This window comes from Clostridium gasigenes (genome assembly GCF_017348895.1).
Taxonomy (GTDB): Bacteria; Bacillota; Clostridia; order Clostridiales; family Clostridiaceae; genus Clostridium; species Clostridium gasigenes.
This window is the reverse complement of the sequence record NZ_CP071376.1, coordinates 594337-618953: the sequence shown is the minus strand read 5'-3', so window position 1 is coordinate 618953 and position 24617 is coordinate 594337. Positions and strand designations below refer to the sequence as shown.

Sequence of the window (24617 nt, the reverse complement as noted above, 5' to 3'; positions counted from 1 at the left end):
AATAATACTATCAATGAATTTTATTTCATTATAGGGCAAAACATATATGGCAACGTGAACTGTTATTTTTTATGACCTAAGTGTTATTTATATTAAAGCAAAGGTAGAGAGGTGTTTATAAGTATGTTAATAGAAAGTAAAAAAAATATAAGTAAATTTATAAATATTATTTTAGGATTATGTATAACTTTATTTTCAATATGTTTTTCAGTAATATTAGTTTTAAATTTAACATTTATTTATAAAGTTTCTATAGAGAAATTTAATTTAGTAAAGGATACAGGCGTATCAGCAGAAAATTTAATGATTAATTATAAAAGTATGATAAATTACATTAGAAATCCATTTATAGAAGAGTTGAAATTTAAGGATTTTGCCATGAGTTCATCTGGACAAATACATTTTGAAGAAGTAAAAGATATTTTTATGAATTTATATATTATGATGTTTATTTCAATGGTTATATTAATATTGTTTAAAGTAATAAAAAAAGTTTTAGTTAATATTAGTTTAATAAAAGCTTTAAATTATTCATCTAATATGATATTTATATTGTTTGGAGTTATAACCACAATGATAGTAGTAGATTTTTCTAAAACGTTTGTTATATTTCATAATATATTTTTCGATAATAGTTATTGGATTTTTGATCCAAGAACAGACCCTATAATAAATGCATTACCTGAAATGGTATTTATGATATATGCATTAATAATAATTATGTTTTTATTAGTAGAGGCTATATTATTTAAGGTTATTTATTATAAAAAAAGATGAAAAATAGTAGTAAGGGGGGATATATTATAAAACTAATGAGAAAAATTGCACTAATATTTATTACTGTAACAATAATAAGCTCCATATTATACTATGCTTTAGGGAAAAAAATAATTAATGTAGCTAGTTCAGGAGAATTAGATCGTGGGCCGGGTAGAACAAATGCAGTTATTAAACAAATTGAGGGAGAAATAAATAAAATAACATCTCAAGCGAGGGAATTTGGTGAAAATTTTGAAATAACGGATAAAATAGATAATGAATATGGAGTTGAAGAGAGAAAAAGAATAATAAATATTGAAAAGAAAATAGAAAAAGCTTCAATAACAAATATGTTAATAGTAAATAATAATTTTGAAGTAAATGATATAATAAAGGGAACTAATTTAGATATAAATAATATTGATACTCAAGATATATTAAATCAAGCTAAAGATATAATGAATAAAAAAGAAAATAAGGGAAAAGGATTTTTTGGTGGCGTAATTACTACAAAAGAATTGTCTAATATAGTTGGAGTAAAAAGAATTAATACAGAAAATAGTAAAGATAATACATACACAGTAATAATAAATCCTATTAATGAAGTATTTATGGAAAATATAAATGAAATTACAGGAAGAAATATCGAAATAATTAAAGATAATGAAAGTATTAAAAATGATAAAAAAATAAAGAAAGTAAACTTATAGGGAAGAGATTTTTATTGTAAGCTTAATGAAGAGTCTATAGACATATTTACCAAATTTGAAAGTTTAGGAAATGGACCAGAGTATTATATAAAATTAAGAGATGATAGACAGGTAAGAAATAATGCAACAAAAAACATAAGTACACTTATTGGTATTATAATGATTTTAACTATAATATGTAATGTATTATTATACATATTTATAAAAATAAAAGTTTTAGCAAGAATTATAAATATAAATAATGTAGTGAATAAAGTTACTAAAGGAACAGATTTAGAAATAGAGCTTCAAAATGATATATATAATGATGAAATTTCAGTCTTAACTGGAGATTTAAACAAGATGTTTGGTAGATTAAAAAAATATGCTAATAACCTAGAATATATAGGAAGTCATGATTTATTAACATCATTAATAAATAGAAATAAATTAACTGAGTATATAAGTGAATTGAAAAATAATAATGAAGAATTTGCATTGTTTTTCATTGATTTAGATAACTTTAAAAATATTAATGATACCTTAGGCCATAATGTTGGAGATGAACTATTATGCCAGGTAGCTAAAGAGTTAAAAGAATATACTGAAAATGAAAATGTAATAATTAGTAGAATTGGTGGAGATGAATTCATAGTTGTTAGAAAAGGAAAAAACAATAATGATGAAATTGAAAAGTTTGCAGATTCTATGCTAATTAAATTAAATAAAACTTATTCAATTAAGAACTATTCATATAAAATAAAGGCTAGTATGGGTATAAGTTTATATCCACAACATTCAGCTGATGAAGTTAGTCTAATGCAATATTCAGATATTGCTATGTATCATAGTAAGAAGAATGGTGGAAATAAATATAATATCTTTAATAAGAAAATGTTAGAATCTCTAGAAATTGAAAATAAGCTAAAGAATGCAATAAGAAATGAAGAATTTGAAGTATATTATCAACCTATATATTGTATTAGTAATAACAAAATAATAGGAGCAGAAGCATTAGTAAGATGGAAAACAGAAGATGGAATGCTTTATCCAGATAAATTTATACCGTTAGCTAAGAAAACAGGTGACATTGTTGATATTGATATGTTTGTATTAAGACAAGCTATAAGTTTATGTAGAGAGTGGATTGATAAGGGCAAAGAGCAATTCTATGTTTCTATAAATGCTTCAAAGAGATTTTTAAAACAAAATAATTTTATAGGAATTATAGAAAAAGAATTAAAATATCAAAATGTACCGACCTCTGCATTAAAGTTAGAAATAACTGAAGATGAAATTATAGATGATGCTGAATATACTGAAAAACTTTTAAAAGAAATAAGAAAAATTGGGATTGGTGTATATTTAGATGACTTTGGAACTGGTTATTCTTCATTTAATCACATTAAAACTTTACCAATAGATGTAGTCAAAATTGATAGGAGCCTTTTAATAAATATTGAAGAAGACATTGAAGCTAAATCTATTGTAGAAACAATGATAAGTTTATGCCACAAATTAAAGTTAAAGGTTGTATGTGAAGGTGTGGAAGAATTAGCACAAGTTGAAATATTAAAGCAGATAAACTGTGATGATATTCAAGGGTATTATTTTAGTAAGCCACTTCCAAAAAAACTGTTTAATAAGTTCTTAGAAGAATTCTAGATAATTTACTTTTTGAAGTTATTTCACTTAGAAAAAATACTATGCTTATTAGTGTAGTATTTTTTGAAGATGATTTAAATTTATAAAAAAATATTTAAGAATAATAATAGTAATAAATATTTAGTATTTAATGTAAAATAGATATATTAATATATAAAAAGGGGGATACTAATATGATAGAGTTAATAAATGTATTTGATATAGGTGTTATTGAGTTTATACAAAATAATTTGCATAATCCTACTATGGATAAAATTATGATTTTAATTACTGGACTTGGGGATGCTGGTCTTATATGGATTTTAATCGGGTTAGCCCTATTAATAAGCAAGAAATATAGAAAGGTAGGATTTATGGTTTTAGGCGCACTAGTGTTAGGGGCAATACTTGGAGAAGGAATATTAAAAAATATTATTCAAAGAGATAGACCCTTTGTAAGTATAGAAGGTATAGATATGCTAATTAAAGCACCAACATCATATTCCTTCCCATCAGGGCATACAACCTCATCATTTGCAGCAGCAGGAGTACTTTCAATCAATTTTAAGAATAAATCAATTTATATATTTACACTAGCAGCGTTAATAGGATTTTCAAGAATTTATTTAGGGGTACATTTTCCAACAGATATATTTGCGGCAATTATATTAGGGCTAAGTTGTAGTTATTTATCTGTATTTATAGGTAGAAAAATTTCAGCTGAAAAATTTAATGAATATTTTAAAAAAAATTCTAAAGAAGCTTAAAAAAAATAATAATTATAATTATAGTGCTAGATATATATATGTTTGTTTAATATATTAAAACTAATAACTCCTACTTTTATATTTTAAAGAGTAGGAGCTTATTATTTATTTTTCATTTCGCTTATTTCTGAAATTTGAAAGCGTAGAATCATCAGCAATTTTAATTAATTTACTTTTACTTCTACCAATTTTTTGAGAAATATAGATACCGCTATGTCCGGAAAAGATGTAACTAATTATACAAGTCATAAACATAAATTCAATACCTTGAGAACCAAAAAGTTCTACACCAAGGACAAATGATGTAATAGGGGTATTTGTTGCACCGGAAAATACACCTATAAGACCAAGTGCAGCTAAAAATGAAGGTGAAATGTTAAGTATGCTAGATAAAGTATTTCCAAAGGTTGATCCTATTACAAATAAAGGCGTAACCTCCCCTCCCTGAAAACCAGTACCTAGAGTAATTGATGTAAATAATAGTTTACCTATGAATGCAAATGGACTAACCTCTTTAGTAAATGAATCTGTAATTAATGGAAGGCTAAGCCCTAAATAATCTCTACTATTTATAATATATGTGAGAAATATTATTATAAAGCCACCAATTATACTTTTTATTATTGGATTTTGAAAATGTGATGAAAAAATTTCTTTTAGTTTATGTGTTAATTCACTAAATATCTTACTTAATAAACCAAATAGAATAGCAGCAATAACAACTTTTATTATTGTATAATATGTGAAACTAGGTACTTCTAATATTTTATAATGTGTGTGATGAACACCAAAAAAAATTGTTGTTAAATTTCCAACAAAAGATGCTGTGAAACATGGTATTAAGGCTTCATAACTCATAATTCCGAGCACAGCCACCTCTAATCCAAATATAGTGCCTGCAAGTGGAGTGCCAAACACTGAAGCAAAACCACTGCTAATTCCACACATCAAAATAATTTTAGTATCTATCTTGTCTAATTTAAATATAGTACCTACACCGTCTGCAATAGTTGAACCTATTTGAACGCCGGTACCTTCCCTTCCAGCAGAACCTCCAAATAAATGAGTAATAAATGTGCCTATAAAAACTAAAGGTACCATACGCAAAGGTATAATACTGTTACCATTATTAATTTTATCTAAAATTAAATTATTACCCTTTAACGAATTTTTTCCATATTTTAAATATATGAAACTTACAAATGCACCCCCAAAGGGTAGTAAAAATAGCAACCATGCATTTTGTAGTCTTAAATTTGTTGCAAGGTCTAGACTTTTTAAAAATAATGAGGCTACAGAACCAGTTAAAACACCAACAATTGTGCCTAGAAGAACCCATTTTAAAAATGATATACCAATAGTTGTAATACTGTTTGCATTATTAATAATTGCAAATTTATTCTTTTGTTTTGAGTTTAGCGAACTCATTTATTACTACCCCCTTAAATTTCTTTTTATCTTATGATGTATTAAGTTAAATAGAAAGACTCCTACAAAACCACAGTTTCCTATTGTTTTGTAGGAGTCATTAGCATTAGACATCTCTAAATAAATAACAAGTTAGTATTTTTGTTATTTATTTAGAAATGCCTTACGCAATTAATGGCGAACTCCATCACCTAAAATTATATTCATAATATTACCATAATAAATGAAGAGTAGCAATAATAATTTCGATTATTAAGTGCCTAAAATCTTATATTTAATTTGTTAATAAATAATTCTATTGAAAGATAAAAATATTTGTATTAATATCTGTATTAAATAGTATATGAATCTTAAATTAGATATTTAATTTCTAATAATTTAGTAATTATTAAAGAAAAGTTTTAAGTCTATTATTTTATAAAGTAATTTAAATATATAATAAGGTAAGGGAGATTTTGAATTGAATATATTAATTGCAGATGATGAAGCACAAATGGTTAAAATTCTTTCAGCTTATTTTAATAAAGAAGGGTTTAATACTATTCTAGCTAAAGATGGAGAAGAAGCTTTAAATTTATTTTCTTCGAGTAAAATAGATTTAGCCATATTAGATTGGATGATGCCAAAGGTAAATGGAATAGATGTTTGCAGGTATATAAAAGATAATAGTAATACAAAAGTATTAATATTAACTGCAAAGGGAGAAAATGAAGATGAATTAGAAGCGCTAAATTGTGGCGCTGATGAATATGTGAAAAAACCATTTGATCCAAGAATCCTAATTATGAGAGCTAAAAAGTTGCTAGAGTTTAAAGATCTACTAAAAATTAGTAATTTGAATATAGATATAGCTTCGAAAAAGGTATATAAAAATGAGGAGCTATTAACTTTAACTAAAATAGAATTTGAACTTATAAAATGTTTTACAATAAATAAAGGAATTATTTTATCAAGAGAAAAGCTTTTGGACTTAGTATGGGGTTTAGAATATGAAGGAGATTATAGAACTGTAGATACACATATAAGAAGGTTAAGAAGCAAAATTGGAGAAGAAATTATAAAAACTCATAGGGGTCTTGGATATAGTTTGGATGGTGATTTTAATTAAGATAAATAAGAAACTTTCTATAAGTATATCTTTAATAATAGTTTTAGTAGCTATAATCTCTATATTAATAAATAATCTTTTTATAAGTAATTATTACTTACATCAAAAAAAGAAGTCATTAGATGAAATAGCTATAGAACTTAAAAATGGTGGATTAGAAAGTATTGAAAAAATAGAAAATATAAATGATTTAACAATTGCCTATGCAAGATTAGATGGAAGTGTTGAAGAAGTAAATGAACAAATAATTCGCCAATTTGAGATTAAGAAAATAAAGTTAAATAAATTTTGGGTTACAGAAGAAACTATAGAAAGCCTACAGTATAAAAGTGTAAATAAAATATTTGATCAAGGTAAAAACAAATATAGTTTTTTAACAAAATTTATAATTATGGATGAACATGTGGTTGCAATTGGTATGTCTATACCACATTTAGATGAAACCATAAATATAATAAATCAATTTAATATATACCTTATGATTTTTTCATTAATATTAATAGGCATTTTAGTATTAATATTCTCTAGAAGAATTATAAAACCTATAGAAAAATTAAGAGTATTATCACAAGATATAGCATCACTTAACTTTAGAACAGAAAGTATAAAAACAAATGATGAAATAGAAGAATTATCTAAAAGTATAAATAGTATGAGTATAAGTTTAGAAAAGGCTCATAGTGAACTTAATTTAAAAAACGAAAATCTTAAAACAATGATTTCGGATACATCTCATGAGTTAAAAACTCCAGTTGCGTTAATAAAGGTTTATGCTAGGGGTATAGAAGATGGATTAGATGATGGTAGTTATATAGAAACTATATTGGAGCAAACAGAAAATATGGAAAATTTAATAGAGAGGCTTTTATACTGGGCAAAGTTTCAAAAAAATATATTGAATAAGTGTAAATTTGACCTGAAAGATGAATTGTTTAGTATATTGGAAAAGTATAAATTAATTATAGAAGAAAATAATATAGAACTATTATTAAATTTAGATCATGAAAATAACTATGAAATTTATGGAGATAAAAACAGTATAGATATAGTGCTTAATAATTTAATAACTAATGCCATAAAGTACACAAATAATAAAAAAATAAAAATAACAGTACTTAAGGAAAATAATAAAGTTAAATTATTGATAAGTAATGGTGCAGATAATATTACTAAGGAAAATATAGAAAAAATTTGGAAACCATTTTATGTAATTGAAAAGTCAAGAAGTAAGGAATTATCAGGTACAGGACTTGGCTTGCCTATAGTTAAGACAATACTAGAAAATCATAAATTTAATTTTGATGTTGAAACAAAACATGGAAATATAGAATTTTATATATTATTTAAAGAATCCTATTAATAGATAGGGTTCTTATTTTTTTGTAACATTCATGTAACAATGATAAGTTAATTTATTATATGAGGTGAGTGAGAATGAAAAAAATAATAGTGTTACTTATAACTATAGGACTTGCTAGTAATATGATGGTAGGTTGCAAAAATAAAGAGTTAAAAGCTAAATCAGATGTAAAAGTTAAAAATTTAGAGTTTAATTTTGAAGTAGATCCTGAAACATTCGAAATAACTACAGAATCAAATGGAGTTAAAGAAAATGCAGCGCAACCTTTAGAAAAAAGGGAAGTATCTAATTTGAAAAAAAGTAAGGAAGAAGTAACGTGGACATATCCAAATGATAATATTGATGTAAAAGTACAAAAAAAAGATAATTATTTAGATGTTAAAATAAAATCTAATACTAAAGAAGAATCAGAATTTAGCTGGCCTAAGGTAAATGCAGAAAGCTATATGCTTCCTATAAATGAAGGTAAATATATACCTAGCGATGATGAATATTGGAAAGAGCATTTAACGGGCTCAGAATATAATGTAATAGAATCATTTTCAATGCAATTTTTTGCTTTAAATAAAAAGGCTTATTCAATTATGTATATAATAGATAATCCATTTAATAATAAAATAAAATTTGAAGTTAAGGATAGAATAAGTTTGGGATTTACTCATGAGTATCCTAGTATAAATAAAAATAAAGAATATGGATTTAAAATATATTTAACAGAAAATAATCCTGTAGATATTGCTAAAACATATAAAAACTATGTTGTAGAAAAGGGAGATTTTAAAACTTTAGAAGAAAAAGAAAAAGATAATAAAGATATATCTAAGCTTTATGGGGCACCGTATATGTATTTTTGGGATAGATCTATTATTTCAGAAGAAAATATAAATTGGGATTTATTAAGAAAAAATTTATCTCCTAAGTTAAAAGAAAGGATAAAAGAATTATTAAAAACTAAGGTAGAAGGTGGAGAAGAATTTGTTCAAGCTTTTGATGATGTAACTACATTAGAGTTTGCAGATAAATATACTAAAAGTTTAATAGTAAGAAGCATAAATTCAATAGGGTTGCTAAAAGAACTTTATAGTCCAGATGTATTTAAAAATATAGATAAAGAAACAAATAATATTTTAAGCAAAGGAATAGATAATTTAAATAAAATGGAATTAATACAACTAAATAAAAGATTATTAAAATCTGAACTAGGAGATATAGCAGAGCCTATAGAAAATTGGGGAAATTCAAAAACTACAGATGTGTTAGAAGATATTAATAAATCTGGAATAGAAAAAATGTGGATAGGATTAGATGATTGGAATGAAGGGTTTATAAAACCAGAATTAGTTGAAAAAGCTAATGAACTAGGATATTTAATAGGAACATACGATTCATATCACTCTATCCATAAGCCGGGAGAAGAAGGTTGGGAAACAGCAACCTTTAAAGATAAATCATTATACGAAAATGCTACTGTTATAAATAAAGATGGAAAGATTAATGTAGGTTTCCAAGGTAAAGGAAGAAAATTAAACCCAACATTATCATTATCAAGTGTAAAAGAGCGGGTTACTGGGATTTTAGACACAGGAGTTAAATTTAATTCTTGGTTTATAGATTGTGATGCAACAGGAGAAATAGCTGATGATTATTCTCCAAAGCATACAACAACTCAAGAAGAGGATTTAAAGGCAAGACTTGAGAGGATGGAATATATAAGAGATGAAAAAAATATGGTAATAGGATCAGAAGGTGGAAATGATTTTGCCAGCAAAACAATAGCATTTGCTCATGGGATAGAGACTCCAGCATTTTCATGGATAGACCCTGATATGAATAAAAATAAAGAAAGTGAATACTATGTTGGTAGATATTATTCAGCAAAGGGAGGGGTTCCAGAGGTGTTTGCAAAACAAATACCAGTAAAAGATAAGTATAAACGTATATTTATGGACTCAACATATACAATTCCACTATATAAATTAGTTTATAATGATTCTGTTATAACCGCATATCACTGGTTATGGGGAACATTTAAAGTAGAAGATGAAGTGAAAAATAGAATGATGTATGAAGTTTTATATAATGTACCGCCGTTATATCATATTGATAAAAATGAATGGGAAAAGCATAAAGAAGAAATGATTTCGCATACAAAAGTTTGGTCAGATTTTAGTAAAAAAGCAATAACAAAAGAAATGACAGATTTTGAAATACTTTCAGAAGATAGACTAGTTCAAATGACTAAATATGGTGATGATTTAAAGGTAATAGCGAACTTCTCAGATAAGAGCGTAAATATAGAAGGAAATGAGATTAAAGGAAAGTCACTTATAATATTTGATGGAAATAATAAAACAATATATACTCCTTAAGATAGGAACGGTAGAGGTAAAGATAATAGATGATTATAAAAATTATGATATAGTAATAATAATTGGAGAAAATAAAAAGGATGATTTTAGAATAAAACAAGATATAAGGGGCTAATATAATGAAAAAACTAAGGAAGATAATAGTAGGATTGATGTTGTTAGGAGTAATAATAGGAGTATATTCAACATACATAGAAGGAAAATTATTAACATCTAAAAAATATGGAATTGAAGTAAATAAAAATTGGAAAGAGAATATTAAAGTTGTACAATTTACAGATACTCAATTAGGAGAATTTTTTTCTTTGGAGCAATTACAAAAGGTAGTAGATAGAATAAATAGTGAAAAAGCAGACATAGTTGTTTTTTCAGGAGACCTAATAGATAACGCATCAAAATATGAAGATTTATATAAAATATCAGAAGTGTTAGCTCAAATACAAGCAAGTAAAGGTAAGTATGCAATATACGGAAATCATGATTACGGTGGTGGAGCAGTAAGATATTACAATGAAATTATGGAGGAATCTGGTTTTAAAATTTTAGTAAATGAAAGTGATAAAATAGAGCTTGAAAACACTACAATAAATATATTTGGATTGGATGATGCTCTTATGGGTGATTATAATAAAGAAGAAACTATGGGTGGTATTAGTAATAAAGATGTGAATTTACTTCTTATTCATGAGCCTGATTTAATAGATGATTTTAAGGAATATCCAATAGATTTAGCACTTGCTGGACATAGTCATGGTGGACAAGTCTATATACCTTTTTATGGACCTATAAAAACAACTGCTTTAGCAGAAAAATATACAAAAGGATTTTATAAAATACATAATGAAAATAAGGGCAAATTATATGTTAATAGTGGACTTGGTAACACAAAAGTTCCGTTTAGATTATTTAACATACCTCAAATTACTGTTATTAATCTTAAAATTTAGAGTGGCAAAAATAGATTAGTGGATTGTTATTTTTGAATATGCATTATAGAGATTTGTATAAGGTATATATTTTAACTAGAGTAATATAAAATTGAATAATATAGAAAAATATGAGAATACTAATATTAGATTAGGCATTTCAAAAAACAAGTAAAGGTGATAGGTATAGTATGAAACAGACATAATCTACTAGTTATTTTTTGAAAATGCCTTATAATAATAGGAGGTGTTGTTATGGGAATGGATGAATTAGAGTTGAAAATGAAAAGATTATATAATGATATTAAATCAGGAGAAGTTACCAAAGAAATTGCACAAGAAGCTACAGAAGCAATGCATGGCATTGAAAAAATGGGTGGAGAAGCAAAAGAAAAATTTGGCGGTATGATGGATGATATGAAAGATGGACTTAAAAAAATTAAAAATAAATTTTAATTAAATATAACTATTAAATAAGCTTATTTTTTTAGATAGGCTTATTTATTTTTTAGGGGACTGAAAGAAAATAACAAGTAAAAGATTAAATACAAGACAAAAGGAGGATAAAATTATTAAAATATTATTAATAAAAGTTACATTAAGAGCGTCTTGGGTACATTCTTTAAAAGAAAAAAGAATGGTTGTAAAAAGCATAATACAAAAGCTGAAAAATAAATTTAATTTATCCGTAGGTGAAGTTGACAAGCAGGATATACATCAAACTATTGTAATAGGAATATCAGCAGTTTGCGGAAGTAGTGCACAGGTAGATTCCACTATGGAAAATGTAATTACTTTTATAGAACAGAATACAGATGCAGAAATCATTAATATAGAAAATGAAGAACATATTTTTTCATAGTAATAAGTATTTTCGAAAGAATATATAAAGGAAAAAAAGTAATTTTAGGGAGATGAAAAAATCTGACTAGTTAATTTTTGAAGATCGCTTAGTTATGTAGAAAAATGGAAAAATAGGTGATATAATTATAAAAACAAGGTATCTTTTTATGTTAAATATAGAAGTATTAAATATGATTGGGGAAAGAGTTATGAGAAGAAGTGCATTAATGCAATTTAAAAGGTTTGAAGTAAATGGTGAGTATAGAGATATACAAATTGAATTAGATGCTATTTTAGATGGGGATGTAGATGCAATTAAAATAAAAAGTAGAGGATCAGCAGAATTTACAGGTAATGTAATAGCTAAAGAAGCAAGATTTGGAGGATTATGCAAAATAGGTGGGAACTGCAATATTGATTTTCTTGAAATCTGTGGAGAAAGTAAAATAGATGGTAATATAATTGCAGATGAACTTATTGTTGATGGCAAACTTAAATGTAATGGTAAATTGTTAGAATGTAATAAGATTAAATTATCTGGAACTATAACTTCTGGAGGAGAAGTTAAGGCTAGTGTAGCAACTGGAAAAGGTGGATTAGTTTTAGAAAAAATAGAAAGTGATAACATAGATTTAATCTTTAATAAAAAGACAACTTTAAAAGAAATTAAAGGTACAAAAATTAATATAATAGGGACTAAATCAAAAGGATTTATAAGTAAATGTTTATCTAAAGGTGGATCATTAGTTGAAATAAATAATATTGAGGGTAATGATATTACTTTAGAAAATATTGAAGCAAAATCAGTTAAGGGACACAATATAAAAATAGGGGAAAACTGTATTATTGAAAAAGTAGAATATACAGGTGAAATTAACATAAATGCTAATTCAAAGGTTACTAAGAAAATTAAATTATAAGTAAATATAGTGTGGATGAGGGAGTATATAAATAATGGAGTTTAGACTAGGAACTAATGAAGATATGAATAAAATTTGTGAAATTCTAAAGGACGTTGTAAAACATAAAGCCCATGGAATGAATTGGACAGATTTTTATCCGAATAGAGAGGTATTTCAAATAGACATAGACAATGAACATTTATATGTATTAGTAGATAAAGAAATTTTAGGTGTTGTAGTTTTAAATAATATAGAAGATCCTAATTATAAAACTATTACTTGGAAAAATAACGAAGAATATTTAGTGATACATAGAATTTTCACATCATATAATACTAGAGGCAAAGGATTTGGAAGAATACTAATAAATAAAAGTATACAACTTGCAAAAAAAAATAATTTAAAATCAATTAGATTAGACACTTTTAGTGAAAATATTAGTGCTCAAGGATTTTATAAGAAACAAGGGTTTAAATACACTGGAACTGTTAATTTACAAGGAAAACCTGGAGAATTTTATTGCTATGAATTATTAATTTAAGATACTGTAAGAAAATATATTGTAAAAATTATAAAATAAGTATTGACAAAATTATCAGAAAATTATATATTAATAGCAACAACAAAAACTAAATAGTGTTTAAGATATTTCTTATCTAGAGTGGTGGAGGGACTGGCCCTGTGAAACCCAGCAACCAATGTTTATTAAAAACATTGCAAAAAAGCAAATAAACTTAGCTTTGCTAAATTTATTATGTTGTTAATTTTGTATTGTAGTTATTAACAAATTGGTGCTAATTCCTGTAGCTTTTTTTAAAAGCTAAAAGATGAGAGAGTAAATTAATAGGTGATATGCGCGCTCTAGAGATTTATTCTCTAGAGTGCTTTTTTATTTATAAAAATAAAAATGGGAAAATTTACACCCCAGGGGTGTTATAAGGAGGAGTAATGGTTCTATGATAAAAATTAATGGAGTAACTAAGAGTTTTGGAAAAGTAGAAGTGTTAAAAGGTATTTCAGTTAATATAAAACAAGGTGAAATTTATGGACTTATAGGACATAGTGGGGCTGGTAAATCAACTTTACTTAGATGCATAAATGGTTTAGAAAGCTATGATGGTGGATCAATTAAAGTAATGGGAAAAGAAGTTAAAGATTTAAATCAAAAGGAACTAAGAGAATTTAGAAAAGATTTAGGAATGATATTTCAAGGGTTTAATCTTTTAAAGAGAAAAAATGTGTTTGATAATATAGCATTACCTCTAGAAGTTTGGGGATATACAAAAGAAGATATAAATAAAAAAGTGAATGATTTATTAAGATTAGTTGGTCTTGAAGATAAAGCTAAAAGTAAGCCAGAAGAACTAAGCGGGGGACAAAAACAAAGGGTTGCAATAGCAAGGGCGCTGGCATTAGAGCCAAAGATATTACTTTGTGATGAAGCAACATCAGCTTTAGATCCTAAAATTACAAAGGATATTTTATCATTATTATATAAAATAAATAAAGAATTTGGAATAACAATTGTTATTGTTACCCACCAAATGGAAGTTGTTAAGGAGGTTTGTGAGAAGGTCGCTTTAATAGAAGGGGGCTTTTTAAAAGCAGAAGGCAAGTCAGAAGATCTTTTCTTAAAACCAGGAGTATATCTTAAGAAATTCTTAGGAGAGCAGGAAGATGAAACACTACCAGAAAGTGGGGTTAACATAAAGCTATTTTTCCCAAGTACATCCTCAGAAAATGCTTTAATCACAAAAATGGCTAGAGATTTAAATGTGGATTTTTCAATAGTTTGGGGCAAGCTAGAAAAATTTAGAGATAGTGTACTTGGGAGCTTAGTTATAAATATTTTAGAAAAAGATAAAGAAAAAGTAATGAACTATTTAGAAGATAAAAATATAATATTGGAGGTGATTAAGTAATGTTTAAAATAGTAAGTGAAGCTTTAGGTGACACACTTATAATGGTATTTTTCTCAACAGTATTCTCAGTAATGTTAGGATTTGTTATTGCAATAATATTAACAGTTACAGCACCAAAGGGATTAAAGGAAAATAAAATAATTTATAAATCGCTAGATGTAATAATAAATATTTTAAGAGGATTTCCATTTGTAATATTAATGGTATTTATGATTCCACTTACAAAAGCATTAGTTGGAACATATATAGGCATAATAGGTGCAATTGTACCATTAACAATAGCATCTGCACCATTTGTAGCTAGAGTAATAGAATCATCATTAAAAGAAGTAGATTCAGGAGTTGTAGAAGCTGCAAAGTCTTTTGGGGCAACAGATGCACAAATAATATTTAAAGTTATGATAAAAGAGGCAATCCCTTCAATAATATCAGGTTTAACTTTAATAATAATAAGTATTATAGGATACTCAGCAATGGCAGGTTCTGTAGGTGCTGGAGGTCTTGGACATGTAGCTATAACATATGGTTATCAAAGATTCCAAACAGATATTATGATTACTACAGTAATAATATTAATAATTATAGTTCAAGGATTACAATCACTGGGAAATTATATATACAAAAAACTTTCATGATATAAGAACTATAGGATAAAAAAATAAGTTATGAAATAAAATTATAAGTAATGAAAAGTTAAAATGTTATAAAGAAAATAATAAAAAATAAAGATAAATGGAGGAGAATAATTATGAAAAGAAAATCAATAATTTCAGTTTTATTAACAGGGGTTTTAGCGTTATCATTAATAGGTTGTGGATCTAAAGGTAATACAGCTGGTGATGACAAAATAATTAAAATAGGAGTAACACCAGTCCCACATAAAGAAATAGTAGAACACATAAAACCACAATTAGAAGAAGCAGGATATACATTAGAGATAGTTGAGTTTACAGATTATGTAACTCCAAATGAAGCTTTAGCAGATGGAAGCTTAGATGCAAACTACTTCCAACACATTGCTTATTTAAATGAAACTAATGAAAGTAAAAACTTAGACTTAACATACACAGCAGAAATTCATTTGGAACCAATTGCATTATACTCAAAAAAATATAAAAAAGTTTCTGAGATAGCAGATGGAGCAACTATTGCAATTCCAAATGATCCATCAAATGAAGCTAGAGCATTAAAATTATTAGAAGCGCAAGGGCTAATTAAGGTAAAAGATGGAGCGCTTATAACACCTATAGATATAACAGAAAACACTAAAAATTTAAAGTTTAAAGAACTAGAGGCAGCTCAATTACCAAGAGTATTAGATGATGTAGAGGCTGCTATTATAAATGGTAACTATGCAATAGAGGCTGGATTAAATCCATCATCAGATGCTTTGGTTATAGAAGATAAAGATGCGGAAGCTGCTAAAATTTATAGAAATATATTAGCTGTTAAAAAAGGTAATGAAAAAATAGAAAAGATAGAAGCTTTAACAAAAGCATTAACTTCAGAAGAAACAAAGAAATTTATTGAAGAAAAATATAATGGAGCTGTAATTCCATCATTCTAAGATGAAAAATTAAAACTTAAAATCCCGGAGTAAGATTTTAAATAGCAATCTTATTCCGGGATTTATTATTTATAGATATCGTATAAAGGCTTGTAGTTTAATAGATACATAAGAAAAAGCTATAAATTCTATGTTGAAAATAATATAAAAGTAAGAGACAATAGAATTAGTAAGGTAGAAGAGTTACTTTAGAAATAGTAAGTAAAATAAATTTTTTGGAGGAATAATCATGGAATTAGGAATTAATAGACAATACGTTTTAAATACTGCAAAGGAATTATTAGAGTTTAACAGTCCAAGTGGGTTTTGCTTTGATATTATGGATATAATAGAGAAAAAAGCAAAGGGTTTTGGGTATAACTTTGAAAAGACTAATAAAGGTTGTGGAATAATTACGCTGCCGGGCAAAAGTAATGAAAAGGTAATTGGATTGTCTGCTCATGTAGATACTTTAGGAGCTATGGTTAGGTCAATAACGTCTAATGGAACTTTGAAATTTACTTTAATAGGTGGACCAATTGTTCCAACTTTAGACGGAGAATATTGCACAATCAGAACAAGGGATGGAAAATTATATTCAGGAACATTTTTAAGCACAAGTCCAGCAGCTCATGTTTTTGAAGATAGTTCTACAAAGAAAAGAGATCCTAAAAATATGGAAATAAGAATTGATGAAGTAGTATCATCAAAGGATGATGTAAAAAAATTGGGAATTTGTGCTGGAGATTTTATATTTATTGATCCAAAAACAACAATAACAGAAAGTGGTTTTATAAAATCAAGATTCATAGATGATAAAGCAAGTGTTGCAGCATTAATGGGATTGTTGGAACTTATGAGCCGAGAAAACATAACACCTTTATATAAGACAAAAATATTTATATCAACTTATGAAGAGGTTGGACATGGTAGTGCATATATTCCATCAGACATAACAGAAATGATAGCTGTAGACATGGGATGTATAGGAGATGATTTAAGTTGCACAGAATATGATGTTTCAATATGTGCAAAAGATTCATCAGGTCCTTATGACTATAATATGACAACAACTTTAGTTAACCTAGCGAAAGAAAATAATATAGATTTTGCAGTAGATATTTATCCGATGTATGGTTCGGATGTGAGCTCTGCATTAAAGGCTGGAAATAATATTAGAGGGGCATTAATAGGACCTGGGGTTCATGCTTCACATGGTATGGAAAGAACACATTATAGAGGAATTGAGAATACAATTAAACTAGTATATCTATACTTAACAAAGTAAAATCTAAATAATAGGAAACAATAAATTAAGGCATCTTAAAAAAACAGACTAGTTTTTTGAAGATGCCTTAAAATGAGAAACAAGTTCTTTGGATCATTATAGATAAGGAGATGACTAATATGGGAGTTTTAAAAGTTGACAATTTAACAAAAGATTATGGTAATAATAAAGGCGTATTTGATGTATCCTTTGAGATTGAAGAAGGCGAAGTTTTTGGATTTTTAGGACCAAATGGAGCGGGGAAAACAACTACTATTAGGCATATATTAGGATTTTCAAAACCTAAAAAGGGTAACGTATCAGTTCTTGGGATTAATAGTTGGGATAAGCCAGAAGTTATTCAAAAGGAACTTGGATATCTACCTGGTGAAATTACTTTTCCTGGTGATATGACAGGTACTGCATTTATAAAGATGATTGCTGATATGCGTGAAATGACTAATATGAGTAGAGCAGAGGAACTTATAGAAATCTTTGAATTGGACCCAAGTGGCGACTTGAAAAGAATGTCAAAAGGTATGAAGCAAAAAATTGGTATTGTGTGTGCCTTTATGCATAGTCCTAAAATATTAATTTTAGATGAACCTACAAGTGGGCTTGATCCTTTGATGCAAAGCAAATTTATAAGTTTAATAGCATCTGAAAAAGCTAATGGGAAAACTATATTGATGTCTTCTCATATATTTGAAGAGGTAGAGAAAACCTGTGATAGAATTGCAATTATAAAAAGAGGAAGAATTATAGAAACAATTGATTCATCTAAACTAAAACATGGAAAGCAAAAATTCTTTAAAATTGAATTTGAAAGTGAAGATCATTGCGAGAGATTCAGTAAAGAAGAACTTAAATTCATTAGTGTTAATATTGATAAAAAGCAAGTTAATATAAATGTGCAAGACGAGGAAATTAATGAATTAATTCAAATATTATCAAGATATAAGATTAAATATTTAAAGGAAGTTAAGCATACATTAGAAGATTATTTTATGCATTTCTACGGAGGCGAAGAATATGATAAGTAAACCGCTACTTAAGCAAATAATAAAATCAAATTATAAATTGATGTTACTTTTCTCAGGGGTATTAAGTGTGTTTTTAACTGTTATGACAATAGTTTTTACTCCTTCAACTATAAAAGGCGTTGAAAATATCGCAGCAGATAGTGTAATTGCACAAATGTTTGCTGGAAATAATACGCTTATTGGATTCATGTCAAATTCTTTCTATGTAATGATGGCAATTATATTTCCTATGGTGTATTCAATAATAGTAGGTAATAGATTAATTGCAGGTCAGGTAGATAGGGGATCTATGGCATATTTACTATCAACTCCAACTAAGAGAAATAAAATTACTATTACTTCAGCATTATACTTTATCTGTTCTCTAGCATTTATGTGGATAATAGCATCTATTGTTGGTATTGTAGCAGGTGAAATATTTCAACCAGATGCTTTAGATGTAGAAAAATTTTTAATGCTGAATATGGGATGCTTTTTATATCACTTTGCAATTAGTAGTATATGTTTCTCTTCATCTTGTATATTCAATTTATCAAAGAATTCCTTAGCAATTGGAGCAGGAGTACCTCTAGGATTTTTTGTTATTAATCTTATGGCTACCCTTTCTGATGAACTAAGTTTTTTGAAATATTTCACACTAAATACTTTATTCGATACAAAGTCTATTATGAGTAAAGAAGGGTATGGGATAGATTTCATTGTGTTAACTATCATTGGAATTGTATTATATATAGTGGGAATTAAGGTATTTAAGGAAAAAGACTTACCACTATAAGAGATCTAAAAGAAAATACATCAGAATATGATTAGTTATTTCTTTGAAGAGCTCTAACACTAGAAAAAATATTAATAGATGATAGGGCATAGTTTAGTTTAATCTATGCCTTATTTATGTTTAAGTAGTAACAAACAGACCCTCCATTTAATATAATATATAAAGGAATAATTATAACAAAGATATATAGCTTAGGTTGTATATGAGGAGGGGAGTTAATTGGCAAAGTGGGTATTAGATCCAGGGCATGGAGGAGATGATACTGGTGCAATAGGTGTAAATGGTAGGAAAGAATCAGATATTGTTTTAGAAGCGGTTTTAGAAGCAAAAAGACATTTAGAAAGAAATGGAGAGACTGTTTTATTAACAAGGGAATCAGATACATTTATTGATCCAAGGGGAAGATTTGACATAGCAAATAACTGGAAGGCAGATTACTTTGTAAGCTTTCATATGAACTCGTTATCAGATAATTTAATAACAGGAACAGAAATATTCTTATTTGGAAAAGAGAATAAGACAGAAAAATTAACGAAATTTATACGAGATGAAGTGTTATCTAATTTAAAATCAGATGATAGAGGAATAAAACAAGCTAACTTTAGTGTTCTAAAAGAAACAAAAATGCCAGCAGTATTAATTAAAGCAGATTTTCTATCAAATGAAGAAGTAGCGAAAACATTCAACAGTAAAAAATATGGGTACATGGTAGCTAAGGGATGCTTAGCTATGGTTGATAAAGTGATACTTGAAACTCCAATAACGAAACCAAAACCACTATCTAATAAAGCCTGGAGAATATGTGTAGGTTACTATAAAGATTATAATGATGCACATAATGCTCTAGAGGAAGCCAATAAAAATGGAGTTAAAGATGCATATATAGTTCCATATGAAGGCTAAATAAAAGTCGATCACAAAAAAGTGATCGACTTTTATTTATTTAAAACAACTAGAATAGATATAAAAATAAGGGCACTAAGATTAGCGCCCTTCAAAATTATCTATAAATTATTCAGTTATCTCATTAGCCATTGGTTCTAACTTATCATCACTATACACTACTGTATGAACAAATTTTTCTAATCGTGGCATAAAGAATTGTATTAATGGGCCTGTAAGTAGGGCTCCAATTATAGTTCCTATTCCAACTACGCCACCAAGTAAAAATCCAACAACAACAAAAGTTACATCAAGTCCTATACGAACTATACGATATTCAAGTTTTAATTTGTCAGATATAATAAATGGAATAATATCATTTGGAGCAACTCCAAGGTCTGTAGCCTTAAGTAATGAAAAACCTATAGCAATTATTACACAGCTAAGGACTAAAAATAACATTTTAACTATCATAGTATAACTATCAAGATGAATATCTTTAAAAAGACTTATCATTAAATCAATGAATGGCCCAGCAGATATCATTGCAAGAACTGTACCTATATTTATAGATTTTCTTGAAAATATTAATATTATAACTAAAAAAGTAAAGGTAATGGCCATATTTCCTATACCAGGAGTTATACCAAGCATTTTAGCCAGTCCTTGAGTAAATACTGTAAAAGGATCAGAACCTATATTAGTTCCTATAAATATTGCAACACCTGTTTGAATTATCCATACACCAAGAAAAAAGAATACTAATTTCTTAGTTAATTGTTTACAATTAAGTTTTTTCATTACTTAAACCTCCATATTATATAAAATATATAGCACTCAAATACAATCAAGTACGAAATAAATAATAGCATAAAATGTTGAAAAAAGGAATAAAAAAATTAAAATGTTTATGTTTTCATATAATGTTTACATAAAACCGTCAAAAACATTCATTTTCTGTCATGATTTTATATTTGCATAAAGTTAGACTTTGGCGAATTAGTTTAAAAAGAACAGGTGATTTCACAAAGGAAAACTATTAACTATTAACTATAAGCTTATCCAGATTTTTTTAAAATACTATTATTTTTTGATGAGTCATTATAAAAAAATATTACTGAAAATGAAAATTTTCAGTAATATTATAAACTTAGCTAACTAGTGATAGGATTTCATCATCTTCCAGCGTTTCTTTTTCAAGTAGAGCTGTTGCTAGCTTGTCTAGTATAGATTTATTATTTTGTAAGATTTCTAATGTCTCAGTATATAGTGAGTTTATAAGCTCTCTACATTCTTCAACTACAGGGTTTCCATAGCTTGAAGCTAAAGATCCAAGGCTTGATAGTTTTAATAATCCAAGGGTTTCACCCATTCCGTATTCTGTTATCATAGCCATAGCCATCTCTGTAGTTTGGGTAATATCTCCTTGTGCTCCTGTTGAAATTTTTTCTTTTCCAAAGTGGAGTTCTTCAGAGGCTCTTCCACCTAAAAGGACCATGATTTTATTCTTTAAGTAATCAGCTCTTTGATAAGATCTGTCCTTAGGTATTGTAATGGTGTATCCACCTGCACCCTTTGTAGTAGGTATAATTGTTATTTTTGAAACATTATCTTCAGGTAACTTTAATAGTGATATCAGTGCATGTCCAGCTTCGTGATAAGAAGTTAAAAGCTTATCTTCATATAATAAATGGTCTCTATCTTTCTTTTCATTTCCAGCTAGAACTATTGAATAGGCACTATTTATATGTTCATTATTTATTGTATCTGCATTATCTTTTGCAGCAAGTATAGCAGCCTCATTAATTAAATTTTCAAGTTTAGCACCAGAGAAGTACACTGTTTTCTTTGCTATATTATATACATTCAATTCTCCACAGGGTTTATTTTCTAAATATAATGAAATAATTTTTTCTCTTGCCTTAATATCAGGAAGAGAAATTTCTACATGTCTATCAAAACGACCAGGTCTTAATAAGGCTGGATCCAGTGTGTCTAATCTGTTTGTTGCAGCAATAACAACTATTCCTTCTTGCTCTGCAAAACCAGACATTTCTGTTAAAAGAGCATTTAGAGTCTGGTCTCTTTCATCGTTACCACCTTGAGATTGTGCACCACTGGCTCTTGTCTTACCTATTGCATCAATTTCATCAATAAATATAACTGCTTTGCCTTTAGCTTTAGCCTTTTTAAATAGGCTTCTTATTCTTGCAGCACCAACACCAACATAAACTTGTACAAAATCTGAACCACTTAGAGCATAGAAAGGAACTTTAGCTTCACCAGCTACAGCCTTTGCTAAAAGAGTTTTTCCAGTTCCTGGAGCGCCATAAAGAATAACTCCTTTAGGCATTCTTGCACCATATTTAGTATATTTATCAGGGTTTTTAAGGAAATCTACAACCTCCATTAAGCTTTCTTTAGCTTCTTCATTACCAGCCACAGTATGAAATCCAAAATTCTTATTATTATCTTCACTAAAATCCTGAACATCCAAGTTAGTCATAGATGAAGCTCCGGATCTACCTTTGTTTAAAGTCATAAATACTATAGCAAAAATTGAAATTACAAGAATTGATGAAGATACTGTTTTAGTTAAAGGTTCTGTATTTTCATCTAATACTTGAATATTTTTAAGTAGTAAATCTTCTTTTAAAGTAGATGTATTTGGATTATCTGTAATATACTTTGTACCATCTTTTAAAAAGACAGTTAAATTTGCACTTTTATTTATTACTACCTTAGAAACAGTATCCACGCTTATATCTGATAAAAAGCTGGTATACTCTTTACTTAAGTTTGATTTTGTTTGTAAGCTAAAAAAGCCTAGAGTGCATAACGAAAGAACCGCAGTAACTATAGGTATTAGAATAAATTTATTTTTAATTTTATTCATGTTTGCCTCCTAAATGCAGATATTAGACTTTTTTTAAATTAATAAATTAGTTAATTGAAAATTGCCAAAATTCATAATCATTTGTCTTGCTAATAAAGATTATAACATTTTTAAAATTTTAGTCTATTCATAATCATATAATTTACCAATGTAAGTTATGGCTAAAATGTAAAAAAGGTAAATAGAATCTTTTAAATCTTAATTAAATAGAGTATACTTTATATATATTAGAAAGTACTTAGGGTATAGAATAATCAAGAAAGCTATATAGATGTTTTTTAAAAGGCAATTTAGGTAAATGATAATAGGTAATATAATTGATATGGAGTTAACTATTAAAAATATAGAACATAAGACTCAACTAGATATAGAAGAAATTAAAGTTGTTATAAATGTAAGAATAGAAAAGAAGGGGATAAAGGTAGGGAGTTTTAAAAAATAACTAGTAATACATACATAAGGGACACGCTATTGAATATAGCATAAAAAGGTTGAAAGTGGATTATTAAAAAAGGGAGGAAATAATATGAATATTTCAGGAGCAAATGTAAATTTAACAGGCGATGATTTATTAAGTATATTAGATGAATTTGTTAAAGTTGAAGGTTTAAGTATATCAAAAATTGAAATAAATAAGGATATAAAGATTACAGGAGTATTTAAAAAAGGTATATCTATTAATTTTACAGGTGAAATTAAACTAGGAAAGGTAGAAGAGGATAAGATATATGGAGAAATAGTTAGATTCAAAATATTAAATATAGGAATTTTATCTGTGTTTAGAAAACTTGCCTTAAAGTATGCTATTAAATCATTTGAAGACAAGGGAATTCATTATGAAAAGGGAAAAACAATTATAAATATTAAAAAAGTATTAAAAGATGTTCCTTTTGTTGATTTTGATGTGGATGATATATATATAGGAAACTCAGTTTTAAATGTTAAAGTTAAGAACATAAATGTATCATTAAAAGGTAAATTAATAAAAGAAGCTATAATAGATGAAAGTCAGCAAAAAGTCATTGAAGAAAATAAGGAAGTAACTGTTATTGAAAAAGTAGAGGATGGATATACGGTTGCAAGAGACTTTACTTGTGAAAAACTTCCTCAGAAGGTTAAGAAAGTTAGTGATTATATATTTATTCTTCCAGATTTAGTAGCTTTATTATACAGGTTATTAAAAGATAGTAGAGTAACTATTAAAACGAAATTAATTATATCAGCATCAGTTGCGTATATTGCATTTCCAACAGATATAATACCAAATAATATTCCTTTCATAGGAAAAATAGATGAGCTAGCTGTAACATTTTTTGCTTTAAATAGAATAGTAAATGATGTACCGGTTCATATACTTTTAGAAAATTGGGAAGGTAAAACTGATATTATTAGTGCATTAAAGAGCATAATAGAATATGTAACAAACTTTACAGGCGCAAGAAATGTTGAAAAAATCTATAGTGTTATAGATGAATTAGCATCTTTATAAGG

25 protein-coding genes and 2 riboswitches are annotated in these 24617 nt (G+C 27.2%); of the genes, 22 read left to right on the top strand and 3 right to left on the bottom strand.

Going from position 1 to position 24617, the window contains the following annotated elements; all coding sequences use genetic code 11:
* Positions 1-123 precede the first annotated feature (123 nt).
* The 4 genes from J1C67_RS02985 to J1C67_RS02970 all read left to right on the top strand — a co-directional run bounded on the left by J1C67_RS02985 (position 124) and on the right by J1C67_RS02970 (position 3859).
* Positions 124-777 (top strand): TIGR01906 family membrane protein, encoded by a 654-nt coding sequence (locus tag J1C67_RS02985; protein ID WP_167865734.1) that lies wholly within the window; start codon positions 124-126, stop codon positions 775-777.
* The gene (locus tag J1C67_RS02980; protein WP_207253557.1) at positions 774-1469 is read left to right on the top strand and encodes a hypothetical protein; all 696 of its coding nucleotides are present in this window, start codon (positions 774-776) and stop codon (positions 1467-1469) included. The genes J1C67_RS02985 and J1C67_RS02980 overlap by 4 nt, the downstream gene beginning before the upstream one ends.
* 159 nt (positions 1470-1628) lie before the next feature.
* Positions 1629-3113, top strand: coding sequence for an EAL domain-containing protein (locus J1C67_RS02975; RefSeq protein WP_207253556.1), 1485 nt, complete (start codon positions 1629-1631; stop codon positions 3111-3113).
* Between the two features lie 173 nt (positions 3114-3286).
* A complete protein-coding gene (locus J1C67_RS02970; protein WP_167865731.1) occupies positions 3287-3859 on the top strand; it encodes a phosphatase PAP2 family protein in 573 nt (190 codons plus the stop codon).
* A gap of 105 nt (positions 3860-3964) precedes the next feature.
* Here J1C67_RS02970 and J1C67_RS02965 read toward each other — a convergent pair whose 3' ends face one another.
* Positions 3965-5287, bottom strand: coding sequence for a voltage-gated chloride channel family protein (locus J1C67_RS02965; RefSeq protein ID WP_167865730.1), 1323 nt, complete (start codon positions 5285-5287; stop codon positions 3965-3967).
* Positions 5288-5371: 84 nt separating this feature from the next.
* Positions 5372-5488, bottom strand: a riboswitch (Fluoride riboswitch).
* A gap of 259 nt (positions 5489-5747) precedes the next feature.
* On the opposite strand from J1C67_RS02965, the gene J1C67_RS02960 reads away from it, so the two are divergent.
* The 16 genes from J1C67_RS02960 (at position 5748) to J1C67_RS02885 (ending at position 20251) form a co-directional block, all read left to right on the top strand.
* On the top strand, positions 5748-6395 hold the full coding sequence (locus tag J1C67_RS02960) for a response regulator transcription factor (RefSeq protein WP_089968698.1): 648 nt from the start codon (positions 5748-5750) through the stop codon (positions 6393-6395).
* Entirely contained in the window at positions 6379-7755 is a 1377-nt protein-coding gene (locus tag J1C67_RS02955; RefSeq protein WP_207713848.1) for a HAMP domain-containing sensor histidine kinase, read from the top strand. The genes J1C67_RS02960 and J1C67_RS02955 overlap by 17 nt, the downstream gene beginning before the upstream one ends.
* Positions 7756-7829: 74 nt before the next feature.
* Positions 7830-10124 (top strand): glycoside hydrolase, encoded by a 2295-nt coding sequence (locus J1C67_RS02950; protein ID WP_167865729.1) that lies wholly within the window; start codon positions 7830-7832, stop codon positions 10122-10124.
* Complete coding sequence (locus J1C67_RS02945) at positions 10093-10239, top strand: hypothetical protein (protein WP_167865728.1); 147 nt, start codon at positions 10093-10095, stop codon at positions 10237-10239. Before J1C67_RS02950 ends, J1C67_RS02945 begins: the two co-directional genes overlap by 32 nt.
* 4 nt (positions 10240-10243) lie before the next feature.
* Positions 10244-11071 (top strand): metallophosphoesterase, encoded by an 828-nt coding sequence (locus J1C67_RS02940; RefSeq protein ID WP_167865727.1) that lies wholly within the window; start codon positions 10244-10246, stop codon positions 11069-11071.
* 234 nt (positions 11072-11305) lie between these two features.
* Positions 11306-11506 carry a hypothetical protein gene (locus J1C67_RS02935; protein ID WP_089968707.1) on the top strand — a complete coding sequence of 67 codons (201 nt, stop codon included), beginning with the start codon at positions 11306-11308 and terminating at the stop codon, positions 11504-11506.
* Positions 11507-11621: 115 nt separating this feature from the next.
* Positions 11622-11912, top strand: coding sequence for a DUF503 domain-containing protein (locus J1C67_RS02930; protein WP_089968710.1), 291 nt, complete (start codon positions 11622-11624; stop codon positions 11910-11912).
* A 148-nt stretch (positions 11913-12060) separates the two neighbouring features.
* Positions 12061-12813, top strand: coding sequence for a hypothetical protein (locus tag J1C67_RS02925; RefSeq protein WP_167865726.1), 753 nt, complete (start codon positions 12061-12063; stop codon positions 12811-12813).
* A gap of 34 nt (positions 12814-12847) precedes the next feature.
* On the top strand, positions 12848-13336 hold the full coding sequence (locus J1C67_RS02920) for a GNAT family N-acetyltransferase (RefSeq protein ID WP_167865725.1): 489 nt from the start codon (positions 12848-12850) through the stop codon (positions 13334-13336).
* Between the two features lie 108 nt (positions 13337-13444).
* A riboswitch (SAM riboswitch) is annotated at positions 13445-13629 on the top strand.
* Between the two features lie 122 nt (positions 13630-13751).
* A complete protein-coding gene (locus J1C67_RS02915; protein WP_167865724.1) occupies positions 13752-14717 on the top strand; it encodes a methionine ABC transporter ATP-binding protein in 966 nt (321 codons plus the stop codon).
* The gene (locus J1C67_RS02910) at positions 14717-15352 is read left to right on the top strand and encodes a methionine ABC transporter permease (protein ID WP_167865723.1); all 636 of its coding nucleotides are present in this window, start codon (positions 14717-14719) and stop codon (positions 15350-15352) included. Before J1C67_RS02915 ends, J1C67_RS02910 begins: the two co-directional genes overlap by 1 nt.
* Positions 15353-15465: 113 nt before the next feature.
* A complete protein-coding gene (locus tag J1C67_RS02905) occupies positions 15466-16284 on the top strand; it encodes a MetQ/NlpA family ABC transporter substrate-binding protein (RefSeq protein WP_167865722.1) in 819 nt (272 codons plus the stop codon).
* A 229-nt stretch (positions 16285-16513) separates the two neighbouring features.
* Positions 16514-17551 (top strand): M42 family metallopeptidase, encoded by a 1038-nt coding sequence (locus J1C67_RS02900; protein WP_167865721.1) that lies wholly within the window; start codon positions 16514-16516, stop codon positions 17549-17551.
* A gap of 119 nt (positions 17552-17670) precedes the next feature.
* Entirely contained in the window at positions 17671-18573 is a 903-nt protein-coding gene (locus J1C67_RS02895; protein WP_167865720.1) for an ABC transporter ATP-binding protein, read from the top strand.
* Positions 18563-19348 carry an ABC transporter permease subunit gene (locus tag J1C67_RS02890; RefSeq protein WP_167865719.1) on the top strand — a complete coding sequence of 262 codons (786 nt, stop codon included), beginning with the start codon at positions 18563-18565 and terminating at the stop codon, positions 19346-19348. Before J1C67_RS02895 ends, J1C67_RS02890 begins: the two co-directional genes overlap by 11 nt.
* Before the next feature lie 219 nt (positions 19349-19567).
* A complete protein-coding gene (locus J1C67_RS02885; RefSeq protein ID WP_167865718.1) occupies positions 19568-20251 on the top strand; it encodes an N-acetylmuramoyl-L-alanine amidase family protein in 684 nt (227 codons plus the stop codon).
* 108 nt (positions 20252-20359) lie between these two features.
* Here J1C67_RS02885 and J1C67_RS02880 read toward each other — a convergent pair whose 3' ends face one another.
* Both J1C67_RS02880 and J1C67_RS02875 read right to left on the bottom strand, forming a co-directional pair.
* Complete coding sequence (locus J1C67_RS02880; RefSeq protein WP_167865717.1) at positions 20360-21031, bottom strand: YczE/YyaS/YitT family protein; 672 nt, start codon at positions 21029-21031, stop codon at positions 20360-20362.
* 349 nt (positions 21032-21380) lie between these two features.
* A complete protein-coding gene (locus tag J1C67_RS02875) occupies positions 21381-23126 on the bottom strand; it encodes an ATP-dependent metallopeptidase FtsH/Yme1/Tma family protein (RefSeq protein ID WP_167865716.1) in 1746 nt (581 codons plus the stop codon).
* A 298-nt stretch (positions 23127-23424) separates the two neighbouring features.
* Between J1C67_RS02875 and J1C67_RS02870 the strand changes: the two genes are divergently transcribed.
* Positions 23425-23568: a hypothetical protein gene (locus J1C67_RS02870; RefSeq protein WP_167865715.1), complete on the top strand. Its 144-nt coding sequence runs from the start codon at positions 23425-23427 to the stop codon at positions 23566-23568.
* Positions 23569-23652: 84 nt separating this feature from the next.
* Positions 23653-24615 (top strand): YkvA family protein, encoded by a 963-nt coding sequence (locus tag J1C67_RS02865; protein WP_167865714.1) that lies wholly within the window; start codon positions 23653-23655, stop codon positions 24613-24615.
* Positions 24616-24617 lie beyond the last annotated feature (2 nt).

Bases quoted from the DNA above. Each gene is read 5' to 3' on its own strand.
- J1C67_RS02985 (WP_167865734.1), top strand. From the start codon at position 124: ATGTTAATAGAAAGTAAAAAAAATATAAGTAAATTTATAAATATTATT.
- J1C67_RS02980 (WP_207253557.1), top strand. From the start codon at position 774: ATGAAAAATAGTAGTAAGGGGGGATATATTATAAAACTAATGAGAAAA.
- J1C67_RS02975 (WP_207253556.1), top strand. From the start codon at position 1,629: ATGATTTTAACTATAATATGTAATGTATTATTATACATATTTATAAAA.
- J1C67_RS02970 (WP_167865731.1), top strand. From the start codon at position 3,287: ATGATAGAGTTAATAAATGTATTTGATATAGGTGTTATTGAGTTTATA.
- J1C67_RS02965 (WP_167865730.1), bottom strand. From the start codon at position 5,287: ATGAGTTCGCTAAACTCAAAACAAAAGAATAAATTTGCAATTATTAAT.
- J1C67_RS02955 (WP_207713848.1), top strand. From the start codon at position 6,379: ATGGTGATTTTAATTAAGATAAATAAGAAACTTTCTATAAGTATATCT.
- J1C67_RS02950 (WP_167865729.1), top strand. From the start codon at position 7,830: ATGAAAAAAATAATAGTGTTACTTATAACTATAGGACTTGCTAGTAAT.
- J1C67_RS02945 (WP_167865728.1), top strand. From the start codon at position 10,093: ATGGAAATAATAAAACAATATATACTCCTTAAGATAGGAACGGTAGAG.
- J1C67_RS02940 (WP_167865727.1), top strand. From the start codon at position 10,244: ATGAAAAAACTAAGGAAGATAATAGTAGGATTGATGTTGTTAGGAGTA.
- J1C67_RS02935 (WP_089968707.1), top strand. From the start codon at position 11,306: ATGGGAATGGATGAATTAGAGTTGAAAATGAAAAGATTATATAATGAT.
- J1C67_RS02925 (WP_167865726.1), top strand. From the start codon at position 12,061: ATGTTAAATATAGAAGTATTAAATATGATTGGGGAAAGAGTTATGAGA.
- J1C67_RS02920 (WP_167865725.1), top strand. From the start codon at position 12,848: ATGGAGTTTAGACTAGGAACTAATGAAGATATGAATAAAATTTGTGAA.
- J1C67_RS02915 (WP_167865724.1), top strand. From the start codon at position 13,752: ATGATAAAAATTAATGGAGTAACTAAGAGTTTTGGAAAAGTAGAAGTG.
- J1C67_RS02910 (WP_167865723.1), top strand. From the start codon at position 14,717: ATGTTTAAAATAGTAAGTGAAGCTTTAGGTGACACACTTATAATGGTA.
- J1C67_RS02905 (WP_167865722.1), top strand. From the start codon at position 15,466: ATGAAAAGAAAATCAATAATTTCAGTTTTATTAACAGGGGTTTTAGCG.
- J1C67_RS02900 (WP_167865721.1), top strand. From the start codon at position 16,514: ATGGAATTAGGAATTAATAGACAATACGTTTTAAATACTGCAAAGGAA.
- J1C67_RS02895 (WP_167865720.1), top strand. From the start codon at position 17,671: ATGGGAGTTTTAAAAGTTGACAATTTAACAAAAGATTATGGTAATAAT.
- J1C67_RS02890 (WP_167865719.1), top strand. From the start codon at position 18,563: ATGATAAGTAAACCGCTACTTAAGCAAATAATAAAATCAAATTATAAA.
- J1C67_RS02880 (WP_167865717.1), bottom strand. From the start codon at position 21,031: ATGAAAAAACTTAATTGTAAACAATTAACTAAGAAATTAGTATTCTTT.
- J1C67_RS02875 (WP_167865716.1), bottom strand. From the start codon at position 23,126: ATGAATAAAATTAAAAATAAATTTATTCTAATACCTATAGTTACTGCG.
- J1C67_RS02870 (WP_167865715.1), top strand. From the start codon at position 23,425: ATGATAATAGGTAATATAATTGATATGGAGTTAACTATTAAAAATATA.
- J1C67_RS02865 (WP_167865714.1), top strand. From the start codon at position 23,653: ATGAATATTTCAGGAGCAAATGTAAATTTAACAGGCGATGATTTATTA.